This is a genomic window from Streptomyces sp. ISL-99, assembly GCF_018614005.1.
Lineage (GTDB): Bacteria > Actinomycetota > Actinomycetes > Streptomycetales > Streptomycetaceae > Streptomyces > Streptomyces flavidovirens.
In genome coordinates, this window is the sequence record NZ_JAGGPC010000003.1 from 89,549 (window position 1) to 109,179 (window position 19,631).

General features: G+C 71.0%; 17 protein-coding genes. 4 read left to right on the plus strand and 13 right to left on the minus strand.

Annotated elements, in window-relative coordinates:
* Window positions 1–8: 8 nt before the first annotated feature.
* The 10 genes from J7E91_RS01760 to J7E91_RS01800 form a co-directional block, all read right to left on the minus strand.
* Window positions 9–557 carry a hydrogenase maturation protease gene (locus J7E91_RS01760; RefSeq protein ID WP_214898481.1) on the minus strand — a complete coding sequence of 183 codons (549 nt, stop codon included), beginning with the start codon at window positions 555–557 and terminating at the stop codon, window positions 9–11.
* Window positions 554–2,002, minus strand: a complete 1,449-nt coding sequence (locus J7E91_RS01765) for a hypothetical protein (protein WP_214898483.1) — start codon at window positions 2,000–2,002, stop codon at window positions 554–556. Before J7E91_RS01765 ends, J7E91_RS01760 begins: the two co-directional genes overlap by 4 nt.
* Window positions 1,999–2,706, minus strand: coding sequence for a DUF6084 family protein (locus tag J7E91_RS01770; RefSeq protein WP_214898484.1), 708 nt, complete (start codon window positions 2,704–2,706; stop codon window positions 1,999–2,001). The genes J7E91_RS01765 and J7E91_RS01770 overlap by 4 nt, the downstream gene beginning before the upstream one ends.
* On the minus strand, window positions 2,703–3,371 hold the full coding sequence (locus J7E91_RS01775; RefSeq protein ID WP_374224599.1) for a DUF5947 family protein: 669 nt from the start codon (window positions 3,369–3,371) through the stop codon (window positions 2,703–2,705). The genes J7E91_RS01770 and J7E91_RS01775 overlap by 4 nt, the downstream gene beginning before the upstream one ends.
* Window positions 3,368–3,967, minus strand: a complete 600-nt coding sequence (locus J7E91_RS01780) for a hypothetical protein (protein WP_214898485.1) — start codon at window positions 3,965–3,967, stop codon at window positions 3,368–3,370. Before J7E91_RS01780 ends, J7E91_RS01775 begins: the two co-directional genes overlap by 4 nt.
* Window positions 3,964–5,748: a nickel-dependent hydrogenase large subunit gene (locus J7E91_RS01785; protein ID WP_214898486.1), complete on the minus strand. Its 1,785-nt coding sequence runs from the start codon at window positions 5,746–5,748 to the stop codon at window positions 3,964–3,966. Before J7E91_RS01785 ends, J7E91_RS01780 begins: the two co-directional genes overlap by 4 nt.
* 144 nt (window positions 5,749–5,892) lie before the next feature.
* Window positions 5,893–6,981, minus strand: a complete 1,089-nt coding sequence (locus J7E91_RS01790; RefSeq protein ID WP_214898487.1) for a hydrogenase expression protein HypE — start codon at window positions 6,979–6,981, stop codon at window positions 5,893–5,895.
* Window positions 6,982–7,096: 115 nt separating this feature from the next.
* Window positions 7,097–8,842, minus strand: a complete 1,746-nt coding sequence (locus tag J7E91_RS01795; protein ID WP_214898559.1) for a hydrogenase maturation protein — start codon at window positions 8,840–8,842, stop codon at window positions 7,097–7,099.
* Window positions 8,843–9,407: 565 nt separating this feature from the next.
* Window positions 9,408–9,539 (minus strand): hypothetical protein, encoded by a 132-nt coding sequence (locus J7E91_RS36650; protein WP_285439017.1) that lies wholly within the window; start codon window positions 9,537–9,539, stop codon window positions 9,408–9,410.
* Window positions 9,540–9,573: 34 nt separating this feature from the next.
* Entirely contained in the window at window positions 9,574–10,149 is a 576-nt protein-coding gene (locus J7E91_RS01800) for a TetR/AcrR family transcriptional regulator (protein WP_214898488.1), read from the minus strand.
* Window positions 10,150–10,343: 194 nt separating this feature from the next.
* Here J7E91_RS01800 and J7E91_RS01805 point away from each other — a divergent pair, with 194 nt between their 5' ends.
* Window positions 10,344–10,877, plus strand: a complete 534-nt coding sequence (locus J7E91_RS01805) for a hypothetical protein (RefSeq protein ID WP_214898490.1) — start codon at window positions 10,344–10,346, stop codon at window positions 10,875–10,877.
* A gap of 104 nt (window positions 10,878–10,981) precedes the next feature.
* Here J7E91_RS01805 and J7E91_RS01810 read toward each other — a convergent pair whose 3' ends face one another.
* The gene (locus J7E91_RS01810) at window positions 10,982–11,170 is read right to left on the minus strand and encodes a CsbD family protein (protein ID WP_374224600.1); all 189 of its coding nucleotides are present in this window, start codon (window positions 11,168–11,170) and stop codon (window positions 10,982–10,984) included.
* A 222-nt stretch (window positions 11,171–11,392) separates the two neighbouring features.
* Between J7E91_RS01810 and J7E91_RS01815 the strand changes: the two genes are divergently transcribed.
* Together J7E91_RS01815 and J7E91_RS01820 are read left to right on the plus strand one after the other, a co-directional pair.
* Window positions 11,393–13,504: a M14 family zinc carboxypeptidase gene (locus J7E91_RS01815; protein ID WP_308375922.1), complete on the plus strand. Its 2,112-nt coding sequence runs from the start codon at window positions 11,393–11,395 to the stop codon at window positions 13,502–13,504.
* Entirely contained in the window at window positions 13,501–17,025 is a 3,525-nt protein-coding gene (locus J7E91_RS01820) for a S8/S53 family peptidase (protein WP_214898494.1), read from the plus strand. The genes J7E91_RS01815 and J7E91_RS01820 overlap by 4 nt, the downstream gene beginning before the upstream one ends.
* A gap of 311 nt (window positions 17,026–17,336) precedes the next feature.
* On the opposite strand, the gene J7E91_RS01825 is transcribed toward J7E91_RS01820, so the two are convergent.
* Entirely contained in the window at window positions 17,337–18,152 is an 816-nt protein-coding gene (locus J7E91_RS01825; RefSeq protein ID WP_308375923.1) for a lysophospholipid acyltransferase family protein, read from the minus strand.
* Between the two features lie 5 nt (window positions 18,153–18,157).
* Window positions 18,158–18,913, minus strand: coding sequence for a GNAT family N-acetyltransferase (locus tag J7E91_RS01830; RefSeq protein ID WP_214898496.1), 756 nt, complete (start codon window positions 18,911–18,913; stop codon window positions 18,158–18,160).
* Between the two features lie 187 nt (window positions 18,914–19,100).
* Here J7E91_RS01830 and J7E91_RS01835 point away from each other — a divergent pair, with 187 nt between their 5' ends.
* Window positions 19,101–19,559, plus strand: coding sequence for a GNAT family N-acetyltransferase (locus tag J7E91_RS01835; protein WP_214898498.1), 459 nt, complete (start codon window positions 19,101–19,103; stop codon window positions 19,557–19,559).
* Window positions 19,560–19,631 lie beyond the last annotated feature (72 nt).

Genomic DNA, 19,631 nt, shown 5'->3' on the forward strand with positions numbered 1-19,631 from the left:
TGTGCTCCTCATTTCCCGGCCGGTGGGGCAGCGACGCTGTGTGCGGGCGCTTCGTGAGTGTTCTGGCGTACGAGGTCCAGGACGCATCGAACGGCCTCGGGTACGGCGGCGGCCACCTCGGGGCTGAGGCCGATGCCCTCCTCGACGGACGCGGGTTCGCATCCCACCACCAGCGTGCGCCGCGGAGGCGTCGCACCGGTTCCGGCACACAGGGTGTCCAGCAGGGCCAGGACCGCGTCGGGCGACATGTGGTGCCCGTCGAGAACGGCCCCCCCGGGCTCGATGCCGCCCGGTGTTCCGGCTTCGATGAGGTACACGGTCCCGGGGTCGCCGCCGCGTGCCGTGGCGTCGACGAGGATGAGCGTGTCGTATCCGTCGAGCAGTTGGTACGCGAGGTGCACGCCCCGTACACCGATGTCCACGACCTCGACGTGCTCGGGCAGTTGGTGCCCGGCCAGCGCGCGCACCGTCTCCACGCCGAAGCCGTCGTCACCGAGGAAGATGTTGCCGACTCCGGCGACCAGGGTCCGGCCGCTGCCGGGCGGGGCGGGGTTCACGCGTCCTCCGGGAGGGCTACCTCGTCGGGCTGGAAGTACAGGAACCGTCCCTGTTCGCGGCGGATGTCCGCGCCGGGATCGCCTTCGACGGTCACGGCGAGGTGCACTCCCCCGTCCACGTCGTGGAGTACGGCCTCGACCAGGGCGCTGCGCCCGTGCAGGAACAGGTCCTGCGCGTCGGTGCGGCGCAGGCCGGGACGCAGCAGCACGCGGCTGCCCGCGGCGACCGGGCGGCCGTCGACCAGGACCTGGTCGGTGGCCGGGTCGAGACCGGCGTCGCCCGCCGGATCCCACCAGGGCGTGGCCGGACGGGAGACACCGGGTGCGTCGAACGGGTCGGGCGGGATGGGCGAGCCCGCACCGGAGAGGCCGGACGGGCCTGGTTCGGTGATCTCGCGCAGGGCCCGTACCGCTCCGTGGAGTCGCTCCAGGACCTCGGGCGGCATGGAGTCGGCCAGGTCGATCACGGCGGCGGCCTTCGCGTCGGTCCCGCGGGCCTCGCGCTTCTCCTGATCGGTCAGGGCCGCGGTGCGCAGGGCGAGGATCTCGTCGATCTCGGTGGCGTCGTAGAGCGCCCCCGGGCTCTCCGGGGCGATGGCGGGGTGGTCCTCCAAAATGATCGGGGAGGACAGCACCAGGTCGGCGCGGCCGGATTCGCCGGCCAGCACCGGCCAGGTGTTCCGGTTCCGGCAGGACGCCACCGCGCCTTTGGCCCACTCCGGCGGGTCCGTCATCGAGACGAACGAGCCGGTGGTGAGGCAGAGCATGAGGTGCGTGGAGACGAGCGAGTGGGCCAGTGCGGCCTCGCGGTCGCCGCCCCCGTCGGCCGGGGCCCACGTGCTGGTGTTCTCCACCACGGCCGTCAGCCGCATCACCCGGTACGGGCCGTCGAGTTCGCTCACGGACAGCCGTACGACGCCGACGGCCTCGTCGTACCGGCGCACCAACCGGCCCACCAGCGTGCCGTCCGTGTCGTGAACCGGTTCGGTCTCTTCACCGGCGGGCCGGGTGAAGGGGACGACGATCCCCTCTCCGGTCAGCTCGGCCACGGTCGCGACGATCTCGACGCGTTCTTCGATGCCTTCGCCCCAGGGGACCAGGACGCGGTCATGGAGATGCAGTTCCGGCACCGTTTCGAACGTGCCGTCCGGCCGGGCCTCCTGGACGGTGCGCCGCTGGGCGCGCAGGAACCGCACCTCGGCCGCCAGCGTGGCGCCCGCTGTGGGTTCCATCAGGCACTCGGTGCGCTGGAAGGCGGGTTCCTCGCGGTCGGCGCCCCAGGCGGGCGGTACGAGCACCCCGAACTGCCAGCGCAGCCGGTTCTTGGCCGCCGAGGCCCGGTAGGGATAGAGCACGTAGCCCTCGAAGAGGACCGCGTCGGCCACCTGCCGCGCGGTGGCGAAACGGGACTCCAACTCCGGGCTGAACCCGGCCGTCGTGGTCATGTCGCCGTCCTCTCGGTGACGCGCGGCGGTACGGCACCGGAACGGGGCAGGCTACGGGCCGGTGTCCGGGGAGCCGCCGGGGCGGCCTCCTCCAGGAGTGCCCGAAGGGTGGCCTCCCACGAGGGCAGCGCCCGGCGCGAGCGGAACGCGAGAAGGGCGTCCATGGTGTCGCGGGGCAGACGGATCCAGCCGCAGCCGGGAAAGTGCTGTTCGAGCATCTCCCGCCATACCTCCACGGGCATCCGGTAGGACGCTTCCCGGTCCCAGGGCACCGGCTCGACGCGGAATCCGCCGGCGCCGGTGAAGGCCGTTCCCGAGAAGAGCATGAGCAGCGGCACCTCGCCGCCCGAGAGGGCCTCGGCGTACCGGGTCGCGGCGACGTCCATGTCGTAGGTGCAGGGCACGACGAGGTCGATTTCCGTCTCCCCGGTGAAGCTGGGAACCATGAGGGAGACCTGCGCGAACTGCACCGGCTGGAGTGTGGTGCCCCAGCGTGAGCGCTCGCCGAAGAGGTCGGCCAGCTTGCCCGCCTCCTGCTCCTGGTAACCGCGGCGGGCCGGTTCGATGCGGATCTGGCAGCGGAGCGCGAGGGCGTGCACCCGGGTCTCGTCCGACGCGGTGACGCGCAGCCGGAAGACCAGGGTGGGGCCGGCGGCGTAGGGGTCGGCGCGGACTCCGGTGCAGGTGAAGGAGAGCTCGGTCATGGCCTGCTTCCCTCCGTGAGCGCCCGGGCCCGCTGCCCGACGTGCGTGAAGAACGCCTGCAGAGCGGCCCGTGCCTCGGCTCCGCCGTCGAACCCCTGCCACAGCAGGCGCATTCGGCCCACCAGTTCGTAGCAGATGTCGATCGGCACCAGGTAGCACTCCGTGCGGCCTTCCTCGCGGCGCAGCAGCAGCGCCTCCACATCCGGTTCGAGCATGCCGGCCAGCCGGCTGGTGCCGAGTACGGTCTGCCAGGTCGCCGGGTCGAGTTCGCTCTCCGTGGCACCGGCCGGGCTGGGGTAGAGCGCGACCAGCCGGTCCAGTGCGGCGTTGCGGAAGAAGAAGGCGACGCCGACCGGGATCTGCAGGAGGTCCCAGGCGGCGGCGTCGAAGGCGTGGCCCGGGTCGGCCAGATAGCGGTCCGGGACCGTGCGGTAGCGGCCGCCGCCGGCGCCGGGCTGTGCGAAGAGCAGGGAGCACGGGGTACAGGCACAGGCCAGGGAGCGCCTCTCGGTGTCCACGAGGTGGCGGTGGCTGTCGTCCGGGACCCCCACTCCGCACAGGTCGCACCGTTCCTGCTGCGGCGCACGCGGTCCCGCGAACCGGCGCAGACCCTGCGTCCGCGCGCCGGGTGCCGGGTGCTGTGGCCGGACCTGCGGCGCGCTCACGGCGCCGTCGCCGGAGCCGGCCGGCCCGCCGCGCCGGTGGGCGGACGCGTGCCGATCTGGAGCAGGGCCGGCTCGGGGGAGGACGGGGCCTCTTCCAGTTCCACGTGGCTCACCTCCGGGGCGAAGCAGGCCAGGGCATCCTCCACGGCCTGCCGGGCAGACGAGCCCGTGCCGGGGCAGCCGCAGCCTGAGCCGCCGCCGGATGGGGCGGTCGAGCGCAGCCGCAGCGTGCCGGTGGCATCGTCGAATCCGACGAGCTCCACTTTGTGCTCCCGGACGCTCTCCAGGGCGCGGGAGATCCGTGCCGAGGTGTTCTCGGGGTGGACGTCGTGCAGGACCAGCAGACTGGAGACCAGTTCGTCGCCGAGCAGCCCGCTCAGCGGGCCGCTCGGCGCCGTGCGCGCCGCGGGGGCTTGCAGCAGCGTCATGATCCGGGCGAGACCCGCACCGTAGAAGTCCATCAGGACCCGGACCAGTTCCTCGGCCGCCGCAGCCGCCGCGGTGTCCCCGGCGGCGGACAGCCGGTCGAGGATCTCTTCGACGCGCCGCCCGGCCTCCTCCGCGTTCGGGGACCGCGGAGCCTCGGGCGCGCTCATCCGGCCAGGCCGCTCAGGCCGGTCGGCATGTGCATCTTCTGCACGGTCTTGCCGCCGCCCACGTACATGTGGACGCCGCAGGGCAGGCAGGGGTCGAAGCTGCGGACGGTGCGCATGATGTCGATTCCCTTGAAGTTCTCGGGGGGATTCTCCTCGAAGATGGGCGTGTTCTGCACGGCGTCCTCGTAGGGCCCGGGGGTTCCGTAGGTGTCGCGGGTGCTGGCGTTCCACGGAGTCGGCGGGTAGGGGTGGTAGTTGGCGATCTTGCCGTCGCGGATCACCATGTGGTGCGAGAGGACACCGCGTACCGCCTCGGTGAAGCCGACGCCCAGGCCCTCGTCCGGTACCTCGAACTTCTCCCAGGTCTGGGTGCGTCCCGCGCGCACCTCCGCCAGACCCTGCTCCGCGCAGTGCAGCGCGATGGCCGCGGCGTAGGCCTGGAAGTAGGTGCGGGCGCGGTTGCGTTCCAGCGCGTTGCTCCACTTCGGGATCTTCCACTCGAAGCGGGTCTCGGGCTTGGTCATGGTGCGGGGAAGGGTGATGACGACGCTGTGGCCGGTGGCCTTGACGTAGCCGACGTCGACGAGGCCGGACAGGGCGGTCGACCACAGGCGGGCGATGGGGCCGCCTCCGGTGTCGAGCGCGAGGTAGTCCTTGCCGTCGAACCAGCGTGGCGACATCACCCAGCTGTAGTTGCCGTTGAAGTCCCGCTTCTGGGGGGCCGGGATCGTGTGCTGGTTCCACGGGTGGCGCGGGTCGACGGGGTTCCCGAGCGGGTCGTGCGTGACGAACTGCTCCTTCCCGGCCCAGTCCTCGTAGTAGGAGCTGCCCAGGAGGATGCGGATGCCGAGGTTGATCTCGGTGAGGTCGCTGGTGACCAGCTTGCCGTCCACGACGATGCCCGGGGTGACGAACATCTTCCGTCCCCAGTCAGTCATGTTGGCGTACGTGAAGTCGCAGTACTCGGGGTCGTTGAGGGCGCCCCAGCAGCCGAGCATCACGCGCCGGCGGCCGACCTCCTCGTACCCGGGAAGGGCTTCGTAGAAGAAGTCGAAGAGGTCGTCGTGGAGCGGAACGACGCGCTTCATGAACTCGACGTAACGCATGAGGCGGCTGAGGTAGTCAGTGAAGAGCTGGACGGACGCGATGGTGCCCACGCCGCCCGGGTAGAGGGTGGAGGGATGCACGTGGCGGCCCTCCATCAGGCAGAACATCTCCCGCGTGTACCGGCTGACTTGCAGCGCTTCGCGGTAGAACTCGCCCTCGATGGGGTTGAGGGAGCGCATGATGTCGGCGATGGTCTTGTAGCCGTGGTCGCCGGCGTGCGGGGCCTCGGTGCGCTCGGCCAGCTCCAGGACCCCGGGGTTGGTCTCGCGGACCATCTTCTCGCAGTAGTCGACCCCGACCAGGTTCTCCTGGAAGATGTTGTGGTCGAACATGTACTCGGCGGACTCGCCGAGGTTGATGATCCACTCGGCGAGGTGCGGCGGCTTGACGCCGTAGGCCATGTTCTGCGCGTACACCGAGCAGGTGGCGTGGTTGTCGCCGCAGATGCCGCAGATGCGACTGGTGATGAAGTGCGCGTCACGGGGGTCCTTGCCGCGCATGAAGACGCTGTATCCGCGGAAGACCGACGAGGTGCTGTAGCACTCCGCCACCCGCTTCTGCTTGAAGTCGATCTTCGTGTGGATGCCGAGACTGCCCACGATCCGGGTGATCGGATCCCAAGCCATCTCCACCAGGCCACTGCCGTCGTCGCCGGCCTTCGTCGTCGGTGCCATCTTCTGCGCAGCGCCCTTCTTCAAGACTTCGTCACGGATGGGGGGGGTCGGATCAGGACGGGACGATCAGCCGGGGGCCGGCCGGGTCCGCGGCCGAGGTGGCGGCCGGGGTGGTGCTGTGCGCTTCGCGCGTCCGGGGGCCGGTCACCAGGGCGGCCGGTAGCCGGTCGTCAGCTCGTCTCCCGTGTGACGCCACTTCGGCTCCTTGTCCACGGTCTTGGCCGTGATGGAGCGGAGTTTGCGGACGACGGCCCCGTACGCACCGCTGGCCGCGCTGGAAACCTTGCCGCCGGGCGGCTCGTCCATGAACGGCATGAACTTGTCGGGGAAACCCGGCATGGTGCAGGCGATGCAGATACCGCCGACGTTCGGGCAGCCGCCGATGCCGTTCATCCACCCGCGCTTAGGCACGTTGCACTTGACGACGGGCCCCCAACAGCCGAGCTTGACGAGGCACTTGGGCGAGTCGTACGTGGTGGCGAACTGGCCCTGCTCGTAGTAGCCGGCCCGGTCGCACCCTTCGTGCACCGTGGCCCCGAACAGCCACGTCGGACGCAGCTTGTCGTCCAGCGGAATCATCGGGGCGGATCCCGCGGCCTGGTAGAGCAGGTAAGTGAGGGTCTCGGAGAAGTTGTCGGGCTGGATCGGGCAGCCCGGTACGCACACGATCGGGATGCCGGCCTTCGACTTCCAGTCCCAGCCCAGGTAGTCGGGTACTCCCATGGCACCGGTCGGGTTGCCGGCCATCGCGTGGATGCCGCCGTACGTGGCACACGTTCCGATGGCGACGACCGCCAACGCCTTGGGCGCCAGGCGGTCGATCCACTCACTGGTCGTGATCGGCTGGCCGGTCTCCGGGTTGTCCCCGAACCCGCACCAGTACCCCTCCCGCTTGATCGACTCATTGGGAATGGATCCCTCGACGACCAGCACGAACGGGTCGATCTCACCGCGCTCGCCTTTGAAGAACCACTCGATGAACGTGTCCGCCCCACCCACCGGTCCGCACTCGAAGTCGATCAGAGGCCAGTGGACCGCGATCTTCGGCAGGCCGGGCAGCACGCCGAGCACGATCTCCTCGATGCTCGGCTGCATCGCGGCCGTCAGGGCTACCGAATCGCCATCGCAACTCAGCCCCGCGTTGATCCAGAGGATGTGGATCGGGGACTCGTCCGCCTCGGGTGTGCCGGGGACGGTCTCGGACGGGGCCGGGGTCGGCGTTGCTGCATCCATGGACCAAGCCTCCTAGGGGAGGAATACGACGAAGCGGTTCATATTCCCTTCGCATTTCTTGATAGCAGGCAGCCGGTCACCCCGCGACAGCACAGGGGGCGGATCCGGCGCCGCCTCAGCGTGAGGACGCCTGGGGCGCCACCCTCCTCCCGGGGAGGGCCACCCCGATGTGTGGTGGTGTCCGGGCCGCGGGGTGCTTGCGCACGAAGGCCTTGCGCAGCGCGTGGTAGGGGGCCTCCGGGTCCGAGAAGGTACGGAGCATGTGGGCCAGTTCCTCCTCCCGGTAGGAGGCCAGCGGCTTGGCCGCCTCGCGCCGCTCCCGTTCGGCCTTCTTGGCCGCGATCCGCGCCTGCGTCGCTGATGAGGACGCGAGCCGCGCGGCCAGGCGACCGGTCTCGGCGACGAAGTCCTGTGGCCCGCATTCGACCGTACGATCCACCAGGCCGAGCTCCAGTCCGGCTGCGGCGCTCACCGGGAGGGCTTCCCGCATGAGCCTGTCGGCCACCGCGGGGCCCACCCGTCCGGGCAGCGTGTAAGTCCAGTACTCGGAGCCGTACAGGCCCATCAGGCGGTAGTGCGGGTTCAGCACCGCGCCCGTCCTGCACCACACCTCGTCCGCGGTTAGGGCCAGCATCACCCCGCCCGCGGCCGCATTGCCGCCCACGGCGGACACCACCAGTCGGTCGGTGGTCGTCAGAACGGCCTCCACCAGGTCGTCCATGGCGTTGATGTTGGCCCAGGACTCCGCGCCGGGGTCCTCGGCCGCCTCGATCACGTTCAGGTGGATCCCGTTGGAGAAGAAGTCCCGGCCACCCCCGAGCACCAGCACGGACGTGGGGCGAGAGGTGGCCATCCTGTAGGCGCGCAGCAGACGGCGGCAGTGCGAGGTGCTCATGGCGCCGCTCGGGAAGGAGAAGGAGAGGAAGCCGACAGGGCCGTCCTCCCGGTAGCGGATGTCGGCCCAGGTTCGGAGGGAGGCCCGGGCGTCCGGCGGTGCGGGGTGTTCGCGCAGCCTGGGCAGGCTGTCGCCCAGAGCCAGAACGGCGGGGAGCTTGAACGTGGCCGGTCCGCCGGGTACGCGCCGCGGCCGCAGCTCCGGGATCCACACGGCGCCATCGGCGGTCGCCCGGCAGATCGCCCCTGACCTGGTGGCCAGCAGCTCCCCCGGGCGGCCGCGAAGGCCGTCCTCCGGGTGACCGCCGTGCAGGTACCACTCCCCGCCCAGCAGTTCGTCCAGCACGCCGGGGAACGAGTCGGCCGCGCGCAGTTTGCGGACCACGGTCTCGGTCGCGTCCGACTCCCAGCGGATGCGGCGCAGCCCCTGATCGAAGTAGGCCCGACTGCGCGCGACGCCCTCTTCGCCTCCGCCGGTTTGAGGCTGAGGCTGAGGCTGAGGAGAGAACGTACCCGAGGCGAAGCGCTCGACGGCCAGGAGGATCGCGGCCAGCGCGGCGTCGGAGACCTCGTTGCGGTACAGGTCGCTCTTGCCCACGGGCGGCACCGGGCAGGCGACCGACGCCCAGACGTCCCCTGCGTCCATTTCGGCGTTGGCCTGCAGGACGGTCACTCCCCACCGGCTCACCTTCTCGTGGATCGCCCAATCGAGGGAGGACGGTCCGCGGTCACCGACGGGGCCCGGGTGAACGATGAGGCACGTGTACGCCTCCCATACCTTTGGCGGGATGGCACTCTTCAACATGGGCGCCACGACGAGATCGGGCCGGTGACGGGAGACGGCGTCCCACAGGGGTACGCCCTCGAGGGCCAGCTCCACGGTCACGCTGTGCCCGTGGTCACGCAGTTCCGCGTGAGCCCGTTGCGTCAGGCTGTTGAACGCGCTCGCGACGAGCAAGATGTGCATCGGCAGGCTCCCGGTGACCGTCGGCTTCACGGCCAGGACGAGACCGGACCTGCTGGTGATGCTCAAGCACGCACGACGCGGTGCCGGCGAAGCCGGACCGGGGGGTCACCCGGAAGTGGGCACTGTGGCCGCCAATCGCAGTCCTCGCGTGGATTGTTCCGCGGCGGCTACAGGTTCGAAGGGGGATCCGTCTTTCCGCCGGGCGTCAGCCGACTGGCCCATCAGTGGATGTTGCAGCCCGTCCCGAGGTCCTGGATTCTGCGCCAGAGCGTGGTGTGCCTGGGAGGTGAAGGGCTCGATGAGGCCTCAGGTAGGCACCGAAGCGGTTGACCGCGCTGCAGGACGGCTTTGATCAGTCCCTGACGGGTAGCACGGGATCAGCGGCTCCGCGATCTCCCACAACCTGTCCGGGCAATCCCACTCCACGCGCCCTCCCCCTACCGAGGCCGACGACACGTCACGACATAGGACCCGGTCCAGGCGTCAGATGGTACGCACGCGCACGCGCTCCCGAGCCCAACCGATTGCGCCGCCCGCCCCAAGACCGCGCCTGCCAGGTCGACGCCTACCGCGACCACGTCGGCGCCGCGCCGACGACCCCGGCGTGCCGGTCAAGCGCCTGCTCGACGAGATCCGCGACCTCGGATATGAAGGTGAAGTACAAGGAGACGGCGCGCGGCGGTCTGGCGGTCAACATCATCGAGTGCTGAGGAGCCGGCCCGTCCTGCGTATTACGGCGTGACGATGCGCTCGACCGCGGCTGCGACGACTTCGTCGCGTTCGGCCTCGGAGAAGACGTCCGGCAGGGTGAGCTGTTCCACGATGAGCCAGTTGAAGGCCAGGTAGAGCAGGCGAACGGCGGTCGCGTCGCCGGGCAGGCCGGAGGCCAAGTGGTAGGCCACGTTGGCGTCGATGTCCGAACGGACTCTCTCGGTCAGCACCGCGCGCAGCTCGGGGCGGCGGGTAGCTTCCAGCCGGAGTTCGAGCAGGGCGAGATAGCCGGCCCGGAACGCGCCGATACGGGCGATGAGTTCGCGCATCAGCACCACGTAGGTGTCGCGGTCCGGTGCGCTCGCCCGGTGCCGGGCGATCGTCGCGTCGTCCGGCTGGAGCCGCTCGTAGACTCGGGAGCCCGCCTGGGTGAGCAGGTCGTCGCGGTTGGCGAAGTAATTGGACGCCGTCCCCGGAGGCACGGCGGCCTCGACGTCCACCGACCGGAACGTCAGGCCGCGGGCGCCTTCCCTGGCCAGCACTTCAATAGCGGCATCCACGAGGGCCGCCCTGCGCTCAATGTTCTTGCGCACCATTGCACCACTCCAACCAGAGGTAACCACTACGAGCAGAGTACTACGTCTGGAGTGACAACGCGCGGCGGGCGTTCGGGGTGAGTAGCCGCCGCAAGCCTGCCGGTGCGCGCGTCCGGGTGAGCCGGGGGTGGCAACGGGGTGCACCGCGGGGCGTGGAGTGGGTGGACGCAGCGGCAGGGGGTACGCGGCAGGACATGATCAAGCGCGCATTGTGGCAGGGCCTTGTGGCAGGCGCCGCCGGAGGCGTGGTGATGACGCTCGGCGAGAAAATCGAGCAAGCGATCACCGGCCGACCCGACTCCCACGTTCCCGGACGCGTTCTGGAACGCCTGACCGGCATGCGCGAGCGCCCCGGCAAGCAGCCGCTGCCGGTCAACTGGGCCATGCACTTCGGCCAGGCCGCCCTCCTCGGCGTCCTGCGCTCGGTGATGGCCCACGCGGGCCTGCGCGGACCGGTGGCCTCGGCGCAGTTCACCGTCATCCGTCTCACCAACGACCAGATCCTGGAGAACGCCACGGGCGTCGGCGCCCCGCCCCTGACCTGGCCCCGCACCGAACTGGTGGTGGACCTGCTGCACAAGAGCGTCTACGGCTTCGCCACCGTCGCCGTCGCCGACGCACTCGCCGCCCGCAGCGGCCCCGGACCCGGCCGGCGCCACGCCGCCCTGCGCACCGGTCGGCACGCCGACGTCGGCCCCCTGCGTCACACGGACGCCTACGGGCGGTAGGGCGCGCTAGAGGCGTCATGCGTCCGGAAAGCCGTCGTGCCTCGACGTCCGGCCCGGGCAGGCGTCACCTGACCGGGCCGGACGCATCCCGCTCTTCCCGCACCTCAGTGCTTGAAAGTGTCCTTGATCTTTTCCTTCGCCTGGCGTGCGTCACCCTTGGCCTGTTCCACCCGGCCCTCGGTTTCCATGGACTCGTCGCCCACTGCCCGTCCGGTGGCTTCCTTGACCTTGCCCTTGACCTGCTCGGTCTTCGCCTTGGGCTTCTCGCCCTTCTTCCCAGCCACAGCACTCACGTCCTGCCGGTCGAACGAATCGGACGCTGTTGCGTCTCACCGCAAACGCGTCGGTCAAACGTGCCGGCGAGACAGGACGCGGAGATTCCGCTACATGTCTTGTGCATGCCATACCCCGTGATTACGGTCCCCGTTACTTGTCCGATCGGACAGCGCTCGGTTCCTCCGCCGTCCACGAGACGCGAGGCCGCCGGGGCAGGGCTTCACTTAGCAGGAGTTCATGTGACCGCTTCGTTCCGACCTCCCCGCAGACGCACCACGCTCACCGCCGCCGCGGCCACCGCCGTCGCGTTCGGCCTGCTTCCCACCGTCATCGCCCCGCCCGCCGGAGCCGCCGGAGCAGCCGAGGGCTTCCGGGTCCAGCTCGTGACCGTCGATACGCCGAACCGCGCCGCGAAGGCCCTGCTGAGCGGACTCGGCCTCGACATGACCGAGCACGCGGGCCACGACTACGTCGAGGTGGTACTGCACCGGGCCGCCGACGCCGAAGCCCTGCGGGCCGCCGGCCTCACCTGGAACGTACGCATACCCGACCTGGCCGAGCGCGAGTCCGAGATCAACACGGCGAACCGGGCGTACGCCGCCGCCACCCAGGAGTCACCGCTGCCGTCAGGCCGGGACACGTACCGCAAACTCGCCGACTACAACGACGACCTCGGCCGGCTGGCCGCGATCCGGCCCGACCTCGTGAAGAAGTTCGCCCTCAGCCACAAGAGCCTTGAGGGCAAGACGGTCCACGGCGTGGAGATCGGGCACAACGTGCGGGCCGCCGAGGACGGCCGGCCCGTCTTCCTCATGATGGGTCTGCACCACGCCCGCGAATGGCCGTCCGGTGAGCACGCCATCGAGTTCGCCTACGACCTGGTCAAGAACTACGGCAGCGATGACAGGATCACCGGTCTGCTGAAGAAGGCCCGCGTCGTGGTAGTGCCCGTGGTCAACGTCGACGGCTTCGAGAAGTCGGTCAACGACGGGCAGTTGATCGATCTGCGGTCGGTCGACGACGGCGGTACGGCGTCGATCCTGGCCACGCCCGGCAACGCGTACAAGCGCAAGAACTGCCGCATCGTCGACGGCCAGGCACCGGTGGCGGGCGAGTGCGCGCTGGTGTCCAGTCCGGGCGGCTTCGGGGCGGGCGTAGACCCCAACCGCAACTACGGCGGCTTCTGGGGCGGTCCGGGCGCGGCCGCGGAGCCGGTCCAGGCCACCTACCGGGGCGCCGGGCCGTTCTCCGAGCCGGAGACGCAGAACATCCGCGAGCTGGTGAGCACGCGGCAGGTGACCGCGCTCATCACCAACCACACCTTCTCCAACCTGGTGCTGCGCCCGAACGGCGTCGCCCCCGACACCATCGGACCCGACGGGCAGCCCATCGGCGATCCGCCCGACGAGGCGGCCCTGAAGGACCTCGGCGACCGGATGGCGGCGCAGAACGGCTATACCAGCCAGCACAGTTGGCAGCTGTACGACACCACCGGGTCGACCGAGGACTGGTCGTACAACGCGACCGGCGGCTTCGGCTACACCTTCGAGATCGGCCCCGACGAGTTCCACCCGCCGTTCCCGAATGTGATCGACGAGTACCTCGGCGCCGGTGAGTTCGCGGGGAAGGGCAACCGGGAGGCGTACCTCATCGCGCTGGAGCACGCGGTCGACGCGCGTACGCACTCCGTCATCGCGGGCAAGGCGCCCGCCGGCGCCACGCTGCGGATGAAGAAGACCTTCGCGACGCCGACGTGGTCGGGTGCGATCAAGGACACGCTCGACACCACGATGCTGGTCGGGGCGGGCGGCAAGTACAGCTGGCACGTGAACCCGTCGACCCGCCCGGTGGTCAAGGCCAAGCAGATCAAGGTGATTTCCTCCGAGCCGCTGAAGCGGGAGACGTTCACCGGTACGACGCTGCCGGCCATGCCGACGGACAAGGAGTTCACCGTCGACCGGGCGGCCGACGTCTTCGAGGTGAAGCTGGACTGGCCGACGCCCGACGACCTCGACCTGCGCGTGTTCCGCAAGAACGCCGACGGGACGCTCACCGAGGCCGGCAGCTCGGCCGGCAGTGTCGGAGTGAAGGAGCGGGTGTTCCTGGAGAACCCGGAACAGGGGACGTACGTACTGCGGGTGGAGAACTGGGCGTCGGTCGCGCCCTCATGGACGATGACCGCCGCGCTGTTCGACGCCACGGAGCGGACGGCGGGAGGCCTCATCGAGAACTGGACGCTGTCCTGCGAGAAGAACGGCAGGGTCCTCCAGCAGCTGCCGGTGGTCGTGGACCGGAACCAGCAGGTCAAGGCGGACCTCGGCCTCTGCGCGCAGAAGTGGACGACCGGATGACGGCCGCCCGCGTACGGACGGCACGGACCGCACGGACCGCACGGCTCGCATCCGTCGTCGTCTCGCTTCTTCTCCTCGCTCCCCTCTCGGCGAGCCCCAGCTCGGCCACGACAAGTACCGCCGACGTCGCGATCAGCACCGTCGGCGGCCAGGAAGTCGTCGACGGCAAGGTGCCGAAGGCGCTCAGCGGCGATGTGACGGCCACCGGTACGGCGAGACCGGGCGCGCCCGGTGAGCCACCGGCCGAGCCCGCGCCGCTGGTGGCCGACGCCGGTGACAGCGCCTTCGTCGCCTCCGGCGACAAGGCCGTGCTGCTCGGCGCGGCGCACGGCGGTACGGCGCCGTACACCTGGGCCTGGTCGGCGGTGCGGGGCAAGGTCGTCGGCGCGGACTCGGCGAGCGCCGAGTTCGACACCGCCAGCCTCGCCCCGGCGACGTACGAGCTGCGGCTGGCCGTCACCGACGCGCGCGGCACCACGGTGAGCGACGACGTCAAGGTCGTCGTGGTCGAGGAGACTTCGGACCGGCTGCTCCAGGAGACAAAGACCGACCCGACACCGGGCGTCTTCCCCGCCGGGACGGCCGTGGAGTTCCCCTTCGCCGTACCGGCCGGGGTGAAGTCCTTCGACGTCACCCTGTCGTGGAAGACGACGGCCCAGGACTACGACCTGCGGGTGGCCGATCCGTCCGGCGAGGTCGTGGCGCAGTCGGAGTCGGGTGAGCATCCGGAGCGTACGTCGGTCTCCTCGCCGGTGGCCGGGACCTGGAAGGTCGTCGCGGTCAAGTGGGCCACGGTGACGGACGAGGTGACGGCCGAGGTGGTGGCGCGTACGCGGCCGGCCGATCCGCGGCCGGTCGTGAAGGCGGGTGGTCCGTTCGAGTTCGAGTCGGGAGCTGAGCAGCGGCTCAGCGGCTCGGTCTCGGGGGGCGCCGACCCCGTACAGGCGGCCTGGGACCTGGACGGCGACGGGCGGTTCGACGACGGTGACGGTACTGCCGTCACGCCTTCGCTCCCCGAGGGCCGGCACCTGGTCACGCTCAAGGCGACCAACGCCCACGGCCTGGAGCGGCGGGAGACGACCTCGGTGCTCGTGGGTACGGCGGACCGGCTCGCCGCCGGACCGCCCGTCACGGTGATCGGGATCGCCGACACCGGGATCAACCCGTACCACCTGGAGTTCTCCGCGCGGACGTACCCGGACCCCGACGTCCTCGCCCTGACGAAGAACTTCACCCGCCACCCGTCGGAGTACGTCCCCGGCTATCCGGCCGCCGCACCGGCGATCCCCGTCACCCTCGGCAAGGGCTACCTGCCCGAGGAGGACAAGGACCTCTGGACGCCCGAGCGGACGACGGGCGGCACGCTCCACTGGATCCCCGGCACGAAGATCATCGGCGCGTACTCGTCGAGCATGGACGGCGCCCACCCGGTCCTCGACGACCACGGGCACGGTACGGGCTCGGCGTCGGTCTCGGCCGGCAACCGGTACGGCTACTGCCCGTCCTGCCTGCTCGTCATGGTGGAGGGGCTGGACGAGACGGTCGCGGTGAAGTACCCGTGGATCGACATCACTTCGCACTCGTTCGGTTACGTCGGTGGCGCGCCCGTCGGCCCGGTCCTGAGCGGCGAGGAGGCCACGAAGAAGGCCGCCGAGCGGGGCCAGACGGTGCTCTTCGCCGCCGGAAACGGCGTCGGGAACGCCTTCGACGTACCGGTCAGCACCTGGCACTCCGACCAGACCGGACCGGACTGGAACATCACCGTCGGCGCGCTGCGCCGCAACGACCAGCGCGCGGTCGTCGGCGACGGGATCCCCGTACACCTGTCGTCGTGGGGCATCGGCAGCCTGCCGTCCGCCTGTCATACGGCGGTGTACTGCCAGGACCAGTTCAGCGGGACGTCGGCGGCGACGCCGTACACGGCGGGCGTCTTCGGTACGACCCTTCAGCGGGTACGTGAGGCCATTGGGGACGCGAGACCGGGCCAGAAGCCCGGCCAGGTCGTGGCCGAGGGCGCGGCGTTGGAAGGCAGCGTCTACCTCGACGACGGCAGGCTCACGCGCGGCGAGCTGCGCGAGGCCGTGCTGAAGAACGCCTTCCCGCTGGGCAAGGACGATCTGCCGTCGCCGTCCTGGCCGGCGGGGGCGCCGTACACGCCCGCGAACGTGCTCTTCGAGGGGTACGGCGCGGCGACACCCGAGAGCGGGCGCCGGGCGGTGGACGTCCTGCTCGGCCGTGCGCTTCTTCCGGAACGGCCGGTGGAGGACGACTTCTTCGCCGCCGACCGGGCGATCCGGGACAGCGTCTGGGGCGGTTACGACCGGGACGGCGACGGCACAGCGGATCCTGCGTCGCTGCCGTCCGGTGTGTCGGTGGGGCTCGATGACGTGGCGACGCTCGACGGCTCGCTCGGAGTGCTGCGTACGGTGCTGGCCGAGCGGGGCAGCGGCGGAACGCGAGTGACGGACGGCCCGCTGTCCGCCGACGCACTCCACTACTACCTGCACCAGCGGCCGGACTGCGGCGGCGAGCGGACCATGGACGCCGCCGACAGCGCGGGCGACCCGGACGGCTGCCCGGCCGGGGACACCCTTTCGTCGGCGGCGCCGTACCTCCCCGTGTCGGCGTACCCGGCCACGGACGAACTCGGCGAGCCGTTGGCGAGCGGATCACGGGTGCGCGCCGAACTGTATCTGCGGACCCGCGCGCCGGCCGTGGTGACGCCCACGGCGGTGCTCATGGCTACGGACCGGGAGATCGGCCGTGGAAAAGCCGCGACCCAGCCGGTGGTGGGAAGTGTGCTGTGCGGCGCCTCGGGCTCGCCGTGCTGGGTGAAGTTCACGATCGACTTCACGACCGCGCGGCCCGCGTTCACGGGCGAGCAGCTGGCCGTGCAGCTGCTGATGGACAACACGGCGCTGACCGAGTTCGGTTACGAGGACCGCCACGCGTCGAGGGTCTCGGTCGAACCGGCGCCGCTGCCGCCGACCGGACTGGGGTTCGGCGTCACGGTCACCGCGCCCTCGGAGGGTTCAGCGGTCGCGGCGGGCGAGACGGTCGTCGCCGGCGGCCGGTACGCCTTCCCCGACCTCGGGAACGACCCGGACGGCGTCGGCGGCCGGCCGGAAACCCGGCGGGTGCAGGTGTCGGTCGACGACGAGTCGTTCGGCTCGCCGCTGTCGGCGAAGCTCGACGAGGCCGCCGGGATATGGCAGGCGTCGGCCGGAAAGCTGGCCGTCGGAGAGCACGTGCTGTACGTCCGCGCGGTACGGGACGGCACGCCGTCGGCGGTCGTACGGACGACCTTCCGCGTCACGCCCGACGCGCGGGTCGAATGGCAGGTCGTCGACCGTAACGCCCCCGTGGACCCGGCCGCGTGGCGGCAGGCGACAGGCGTCGACGACTGGTCGTTCGGTTTCGCGACGTCGGCGTACGGCACCGGCCACAAGACGCTCGTCGTCCGTCTCGTGGAACGCGACACCGAAACGGCGCGAGAGGCGGTGCGGGCACGGCTGCGGTGAGGCGGCCGGGGTGATCCCGGTGGGTTCGGCCCGGGTCGTACAACGGGCCGCGCCCACATCGAGCGCCTGCCGGGGGTGCTGCCGGGCTCAGGCGGGGCGCTGCCCGGACCCAGGACACGCCCCGGTCCGGGACCCGCCCCCGCTCGGACAACCAGCCCGTCCGGCGATTGAGGACCGGGGTCCGGGGCAGCGCCCCAGTTGCGGAAAAGAGCGAGTAGGGGACAAGCCCCGCAGGGCCCACCCGCCGCGCCGGGCGGGCCCTGCGGGGCCCGGCCGTCTCCTCGGTCCGAGGCCCAGGGCGGCAGACCGGCTCAGGCCGAGGACACGCGGGCGGCCGCGTACAGCGGTGAGTCCGCGCGGCCCACGGCCGATCGGGCTTCGTTGGCCAGGGCTCGCCGGTCGGTCAGCGGCAGCGGTGGGTGGGCGGTGATCCGTACGGTCAGAGCTGACGCGCCGGCCACCCGGCGCAGTGAGGTGACGAAGTCCTCGTCGCCGAGGAACGCGGCCACCGTGCTGGGGGCGCCCAGTTGCTCGTACGCGATCGTCACCGGCCGGACCGGCGCCCCCGCATCGAGCGCCGCCTGGAACGTCGCCCGCCGGAACCGGCCGCCGGGTGCGGAGCACCAGGTGGTGGCCTGGGGGAAGGCCAGTACGGAACGTCCGGAGCGCAGCGTGGACGCCAAGTCGGCAACGGAGGAGGGGAGTTCGCGCAGTCCCTCCCGGTCGATGAAGCGTGTGCCCACGCGCCTGGCGAGGGTGCCGATGACCGGCCACTGGCCGATCTCCCGCTTCGCGAGGAGGGTCACGGGCTCCACGGCGAGTACGGCGACGACGTCGAGCCAGGAGATGTGGTTGGCCACAATCAGGGTGCCCGTACCGCCGCCGGGCACCGTCAGCGGTTCCCGGCCGGCCTCCAGGCGGATTCCCAGAGCTGCGAGGATGCTCCTGGCCTGGCCGCGCAGCGTGCCCGGTTCGGCGAGCCGATCACCACGGGCCGCGCCCCTGGTGATCGCGTACGCCAGGGCAGCGCATCGGCGTACCGACTCCGCCATCGGGACCCGGGGGGCCGCATGGGCCGCGCAGTCGGGAGCGCACCCGGCGTCCACGGCCCAGGGGCTCCCGCTCACCGGGTTCACGGGGTTTCGCCCAGGAAGTAGCGGCGGTAGCGGTCCCCGAGCCGGTCCATGTCCAGCAGGACGAAGAAGTCGGCGACGTCGAACTCGGGGTCGTGGGTGGGCGCCCCGCACATCCACGCGCCGAGCCTGAAGTAGCCGCGCAGCAGCGGCGGAAGGTCGGCGTAACCGGGCTGCTTGGCCGGCAGTGCGTCGGGCCTCCAGGGGCGGCGCGGGTGGACGCGCAGTTCGGGCGGCGAGGAGTGCTTCGCCGTGCCGAGCAGCCAGGCGCCGGCCGCGGCCGTGCCGCCGTCCGACAGGGGTACGGAGGCGCAGCCGGCCAGGTAGCGGTGGCCGGAGAGCAGGACGTAGCGGGCGAGCGCGGACCACATCAGGTTGATCACCGCGCCCGAGCGGTGGTCCGGATGTACGCAGGAGCGGCCCGCCTCGATCATGGCCGGGCGCAGGCCGTCGAGGGCCCGCAGGTCGAACTCGCTGTCGGAGTAGGACCGTGCGGCCCGTCCGGGCGGCAGGAGCCGGTAGGTGCCGACCACCTCGCCGGTCGTGCTCTCGGTGACGATCAGGTGGTCCACGAGGTCGTCGTACGGGTCGATGTCGTGCCCGGGCAGGGGCGAGTCCAGGGTCGCGCCCATCTCCTCGCCGAAGACCCGGTACCGCAGCCGCTGCGCCGCCCGGATCTGGTCCTCGGAGTCCGCGATGGAGGTGACGTACGAGCTGGCGGGCGTCGGGGCGGTGGCTGTGGCTGCGGTGTTCATGAGACGCATGAGGCGCATGAGGTGCCGTTCTCCGTCCGGTTCGGGGCCGATCGCGCAAGGAGCATGGCGGCGGCGACGGTCGTACCGGTGACAAGGAGGACTGGCCGCCGGATCCGTCGCATGAACAGCGGGGTGCGGGGCCGGACGGCTGTCGCCTTCGAGGCGAGGGGTGAGTAATACTCTCCGTATGGCCTCACGCATTACAAGCGTCCGACGGGCGACCCCACGGGACGCGAAGCGGCTCACGCGGCTCGTGCGGACCTCCCGCGCCTACGAGGGCCCGTACGCCGCGATGGTGGCCGGATACCGGGTGGGGCCCGACTACATCGAGACGCACCGGGTGTTCGTGGCCGTCGGCCCGGACGACGACCGACTGCTCGGCTTCTACGCTCTCGTGCTGGACCCGCCGGAGCTCGACCTGATGTTCGTGGCCGACTCCGCCCAGGGCCTGGGCATCGGCCGCCTGCTCGTCGCGCACATGCGCGGCGAGGCGCGCGCCGCGGGGATCTCCGGCGTACGGGTGGTCTCGCACCCGCCCGCCGAGGGTTTCTACCTCAGCGTGGGCGGCGAGCGGACCGGAACCGAGCCCGCCAACCCGCCCGCGGTGATGTGGGACCGCCCGGAGTTCGTCATTCCGGTCAGCTGAGACCGCCCGCACCGCGCCGCACACCGCGGCGAAGACCGCCATTCGGAGGACTGAGGGCGATCGACGGGAACT

Bases quoted from the DNA above. Each gene is read 5' to 3' on its own strand.
- J7E91_RS01830 (WP_214898496.1), bottom strand. From the start codon at position 18,913: ATGAACACCGCAGCCACAGCCACCGCCCCGACGCCCGCCAGCTCGTAC.
- J7E91_RS01790 (WP_214898487.1), bottom strand. From the start codon at position 6,981: ATGGATGCAGCAACGCCGACCCCGGCCCCGTCCGAGACCGTCCCCGGC.
- J7E91_RS36650 (WP_285439017.1), bottom strand. From the start codon at position 9,539: ATGTTGACCGCCAGACCGCCGCGCGCCGTCTCCTTGTACTTCACCTTC.
- J7E91_RS01780 (WP_214898485.1), bottom strand. From the start codon at position 3,967: ATGAGCGCGCCCGAGGCTCCGCGGTCCCCGAACGCGGAGGAGGCCGGG.
- J7E91_RS01765 (WP_214898483.1), bottom strand. From the start codon at position 2,002: ATGACCACGACGGCCGGGTTCAGCCCGGAGTTGGAGTCCCGTTTCGCC.
- J7E91_RS01795 (WP_214898559.1), bottom strand. From the start codon at position 8,842: ATGCACATCTTGCTCGTCGCGAGCGCGTTCAACAGCCTGACGCAACGG.
- J7E91_RS01770 (WP_214898484.1), bottom strand. From the start codon at position 2,706: ATGACCGAGCTCTCCTTCACCTGCACCGGAGTCCGCGCCGACCCCTAC.
- J7E91_RS01820 (WP_214898494.1), top strand. From the start codon at position 13,501: ATGACGGCCGCCCGCGTACGGACGGCACGGACCGCACGGACCGCACGG.
- J7E91_RS01835 (WP_214898498.1), top strand. From the start codon at position 19,101: ATGGCCTCACGCATTACAAGCGTCCGACGGGCGACCCCACGGGACGCG.
- J7E91_RS01805 (WP_214898490.1), top strand. From the start codon at position 10,344: ATGATCAAGCGCGCATTGTGGCAGGGCCTTGTGGCAGGCGCCGCCGGA.
- J7E91_RS01785 (WP_214898486.1), bottom strand. From the start codon at position 5,748: ATGGCACCGACGACGAAGGCCGGCGACGACGGCAGTGGCCTGGTGGAG.
- J7E91_RS01800 (WP_214898488.1), bottom strand. From the start codon at position 10,149: ATGGTGCGCAAGAACATTGAGCGCAGGGCGGCCCTCGTGGATGCCGCT.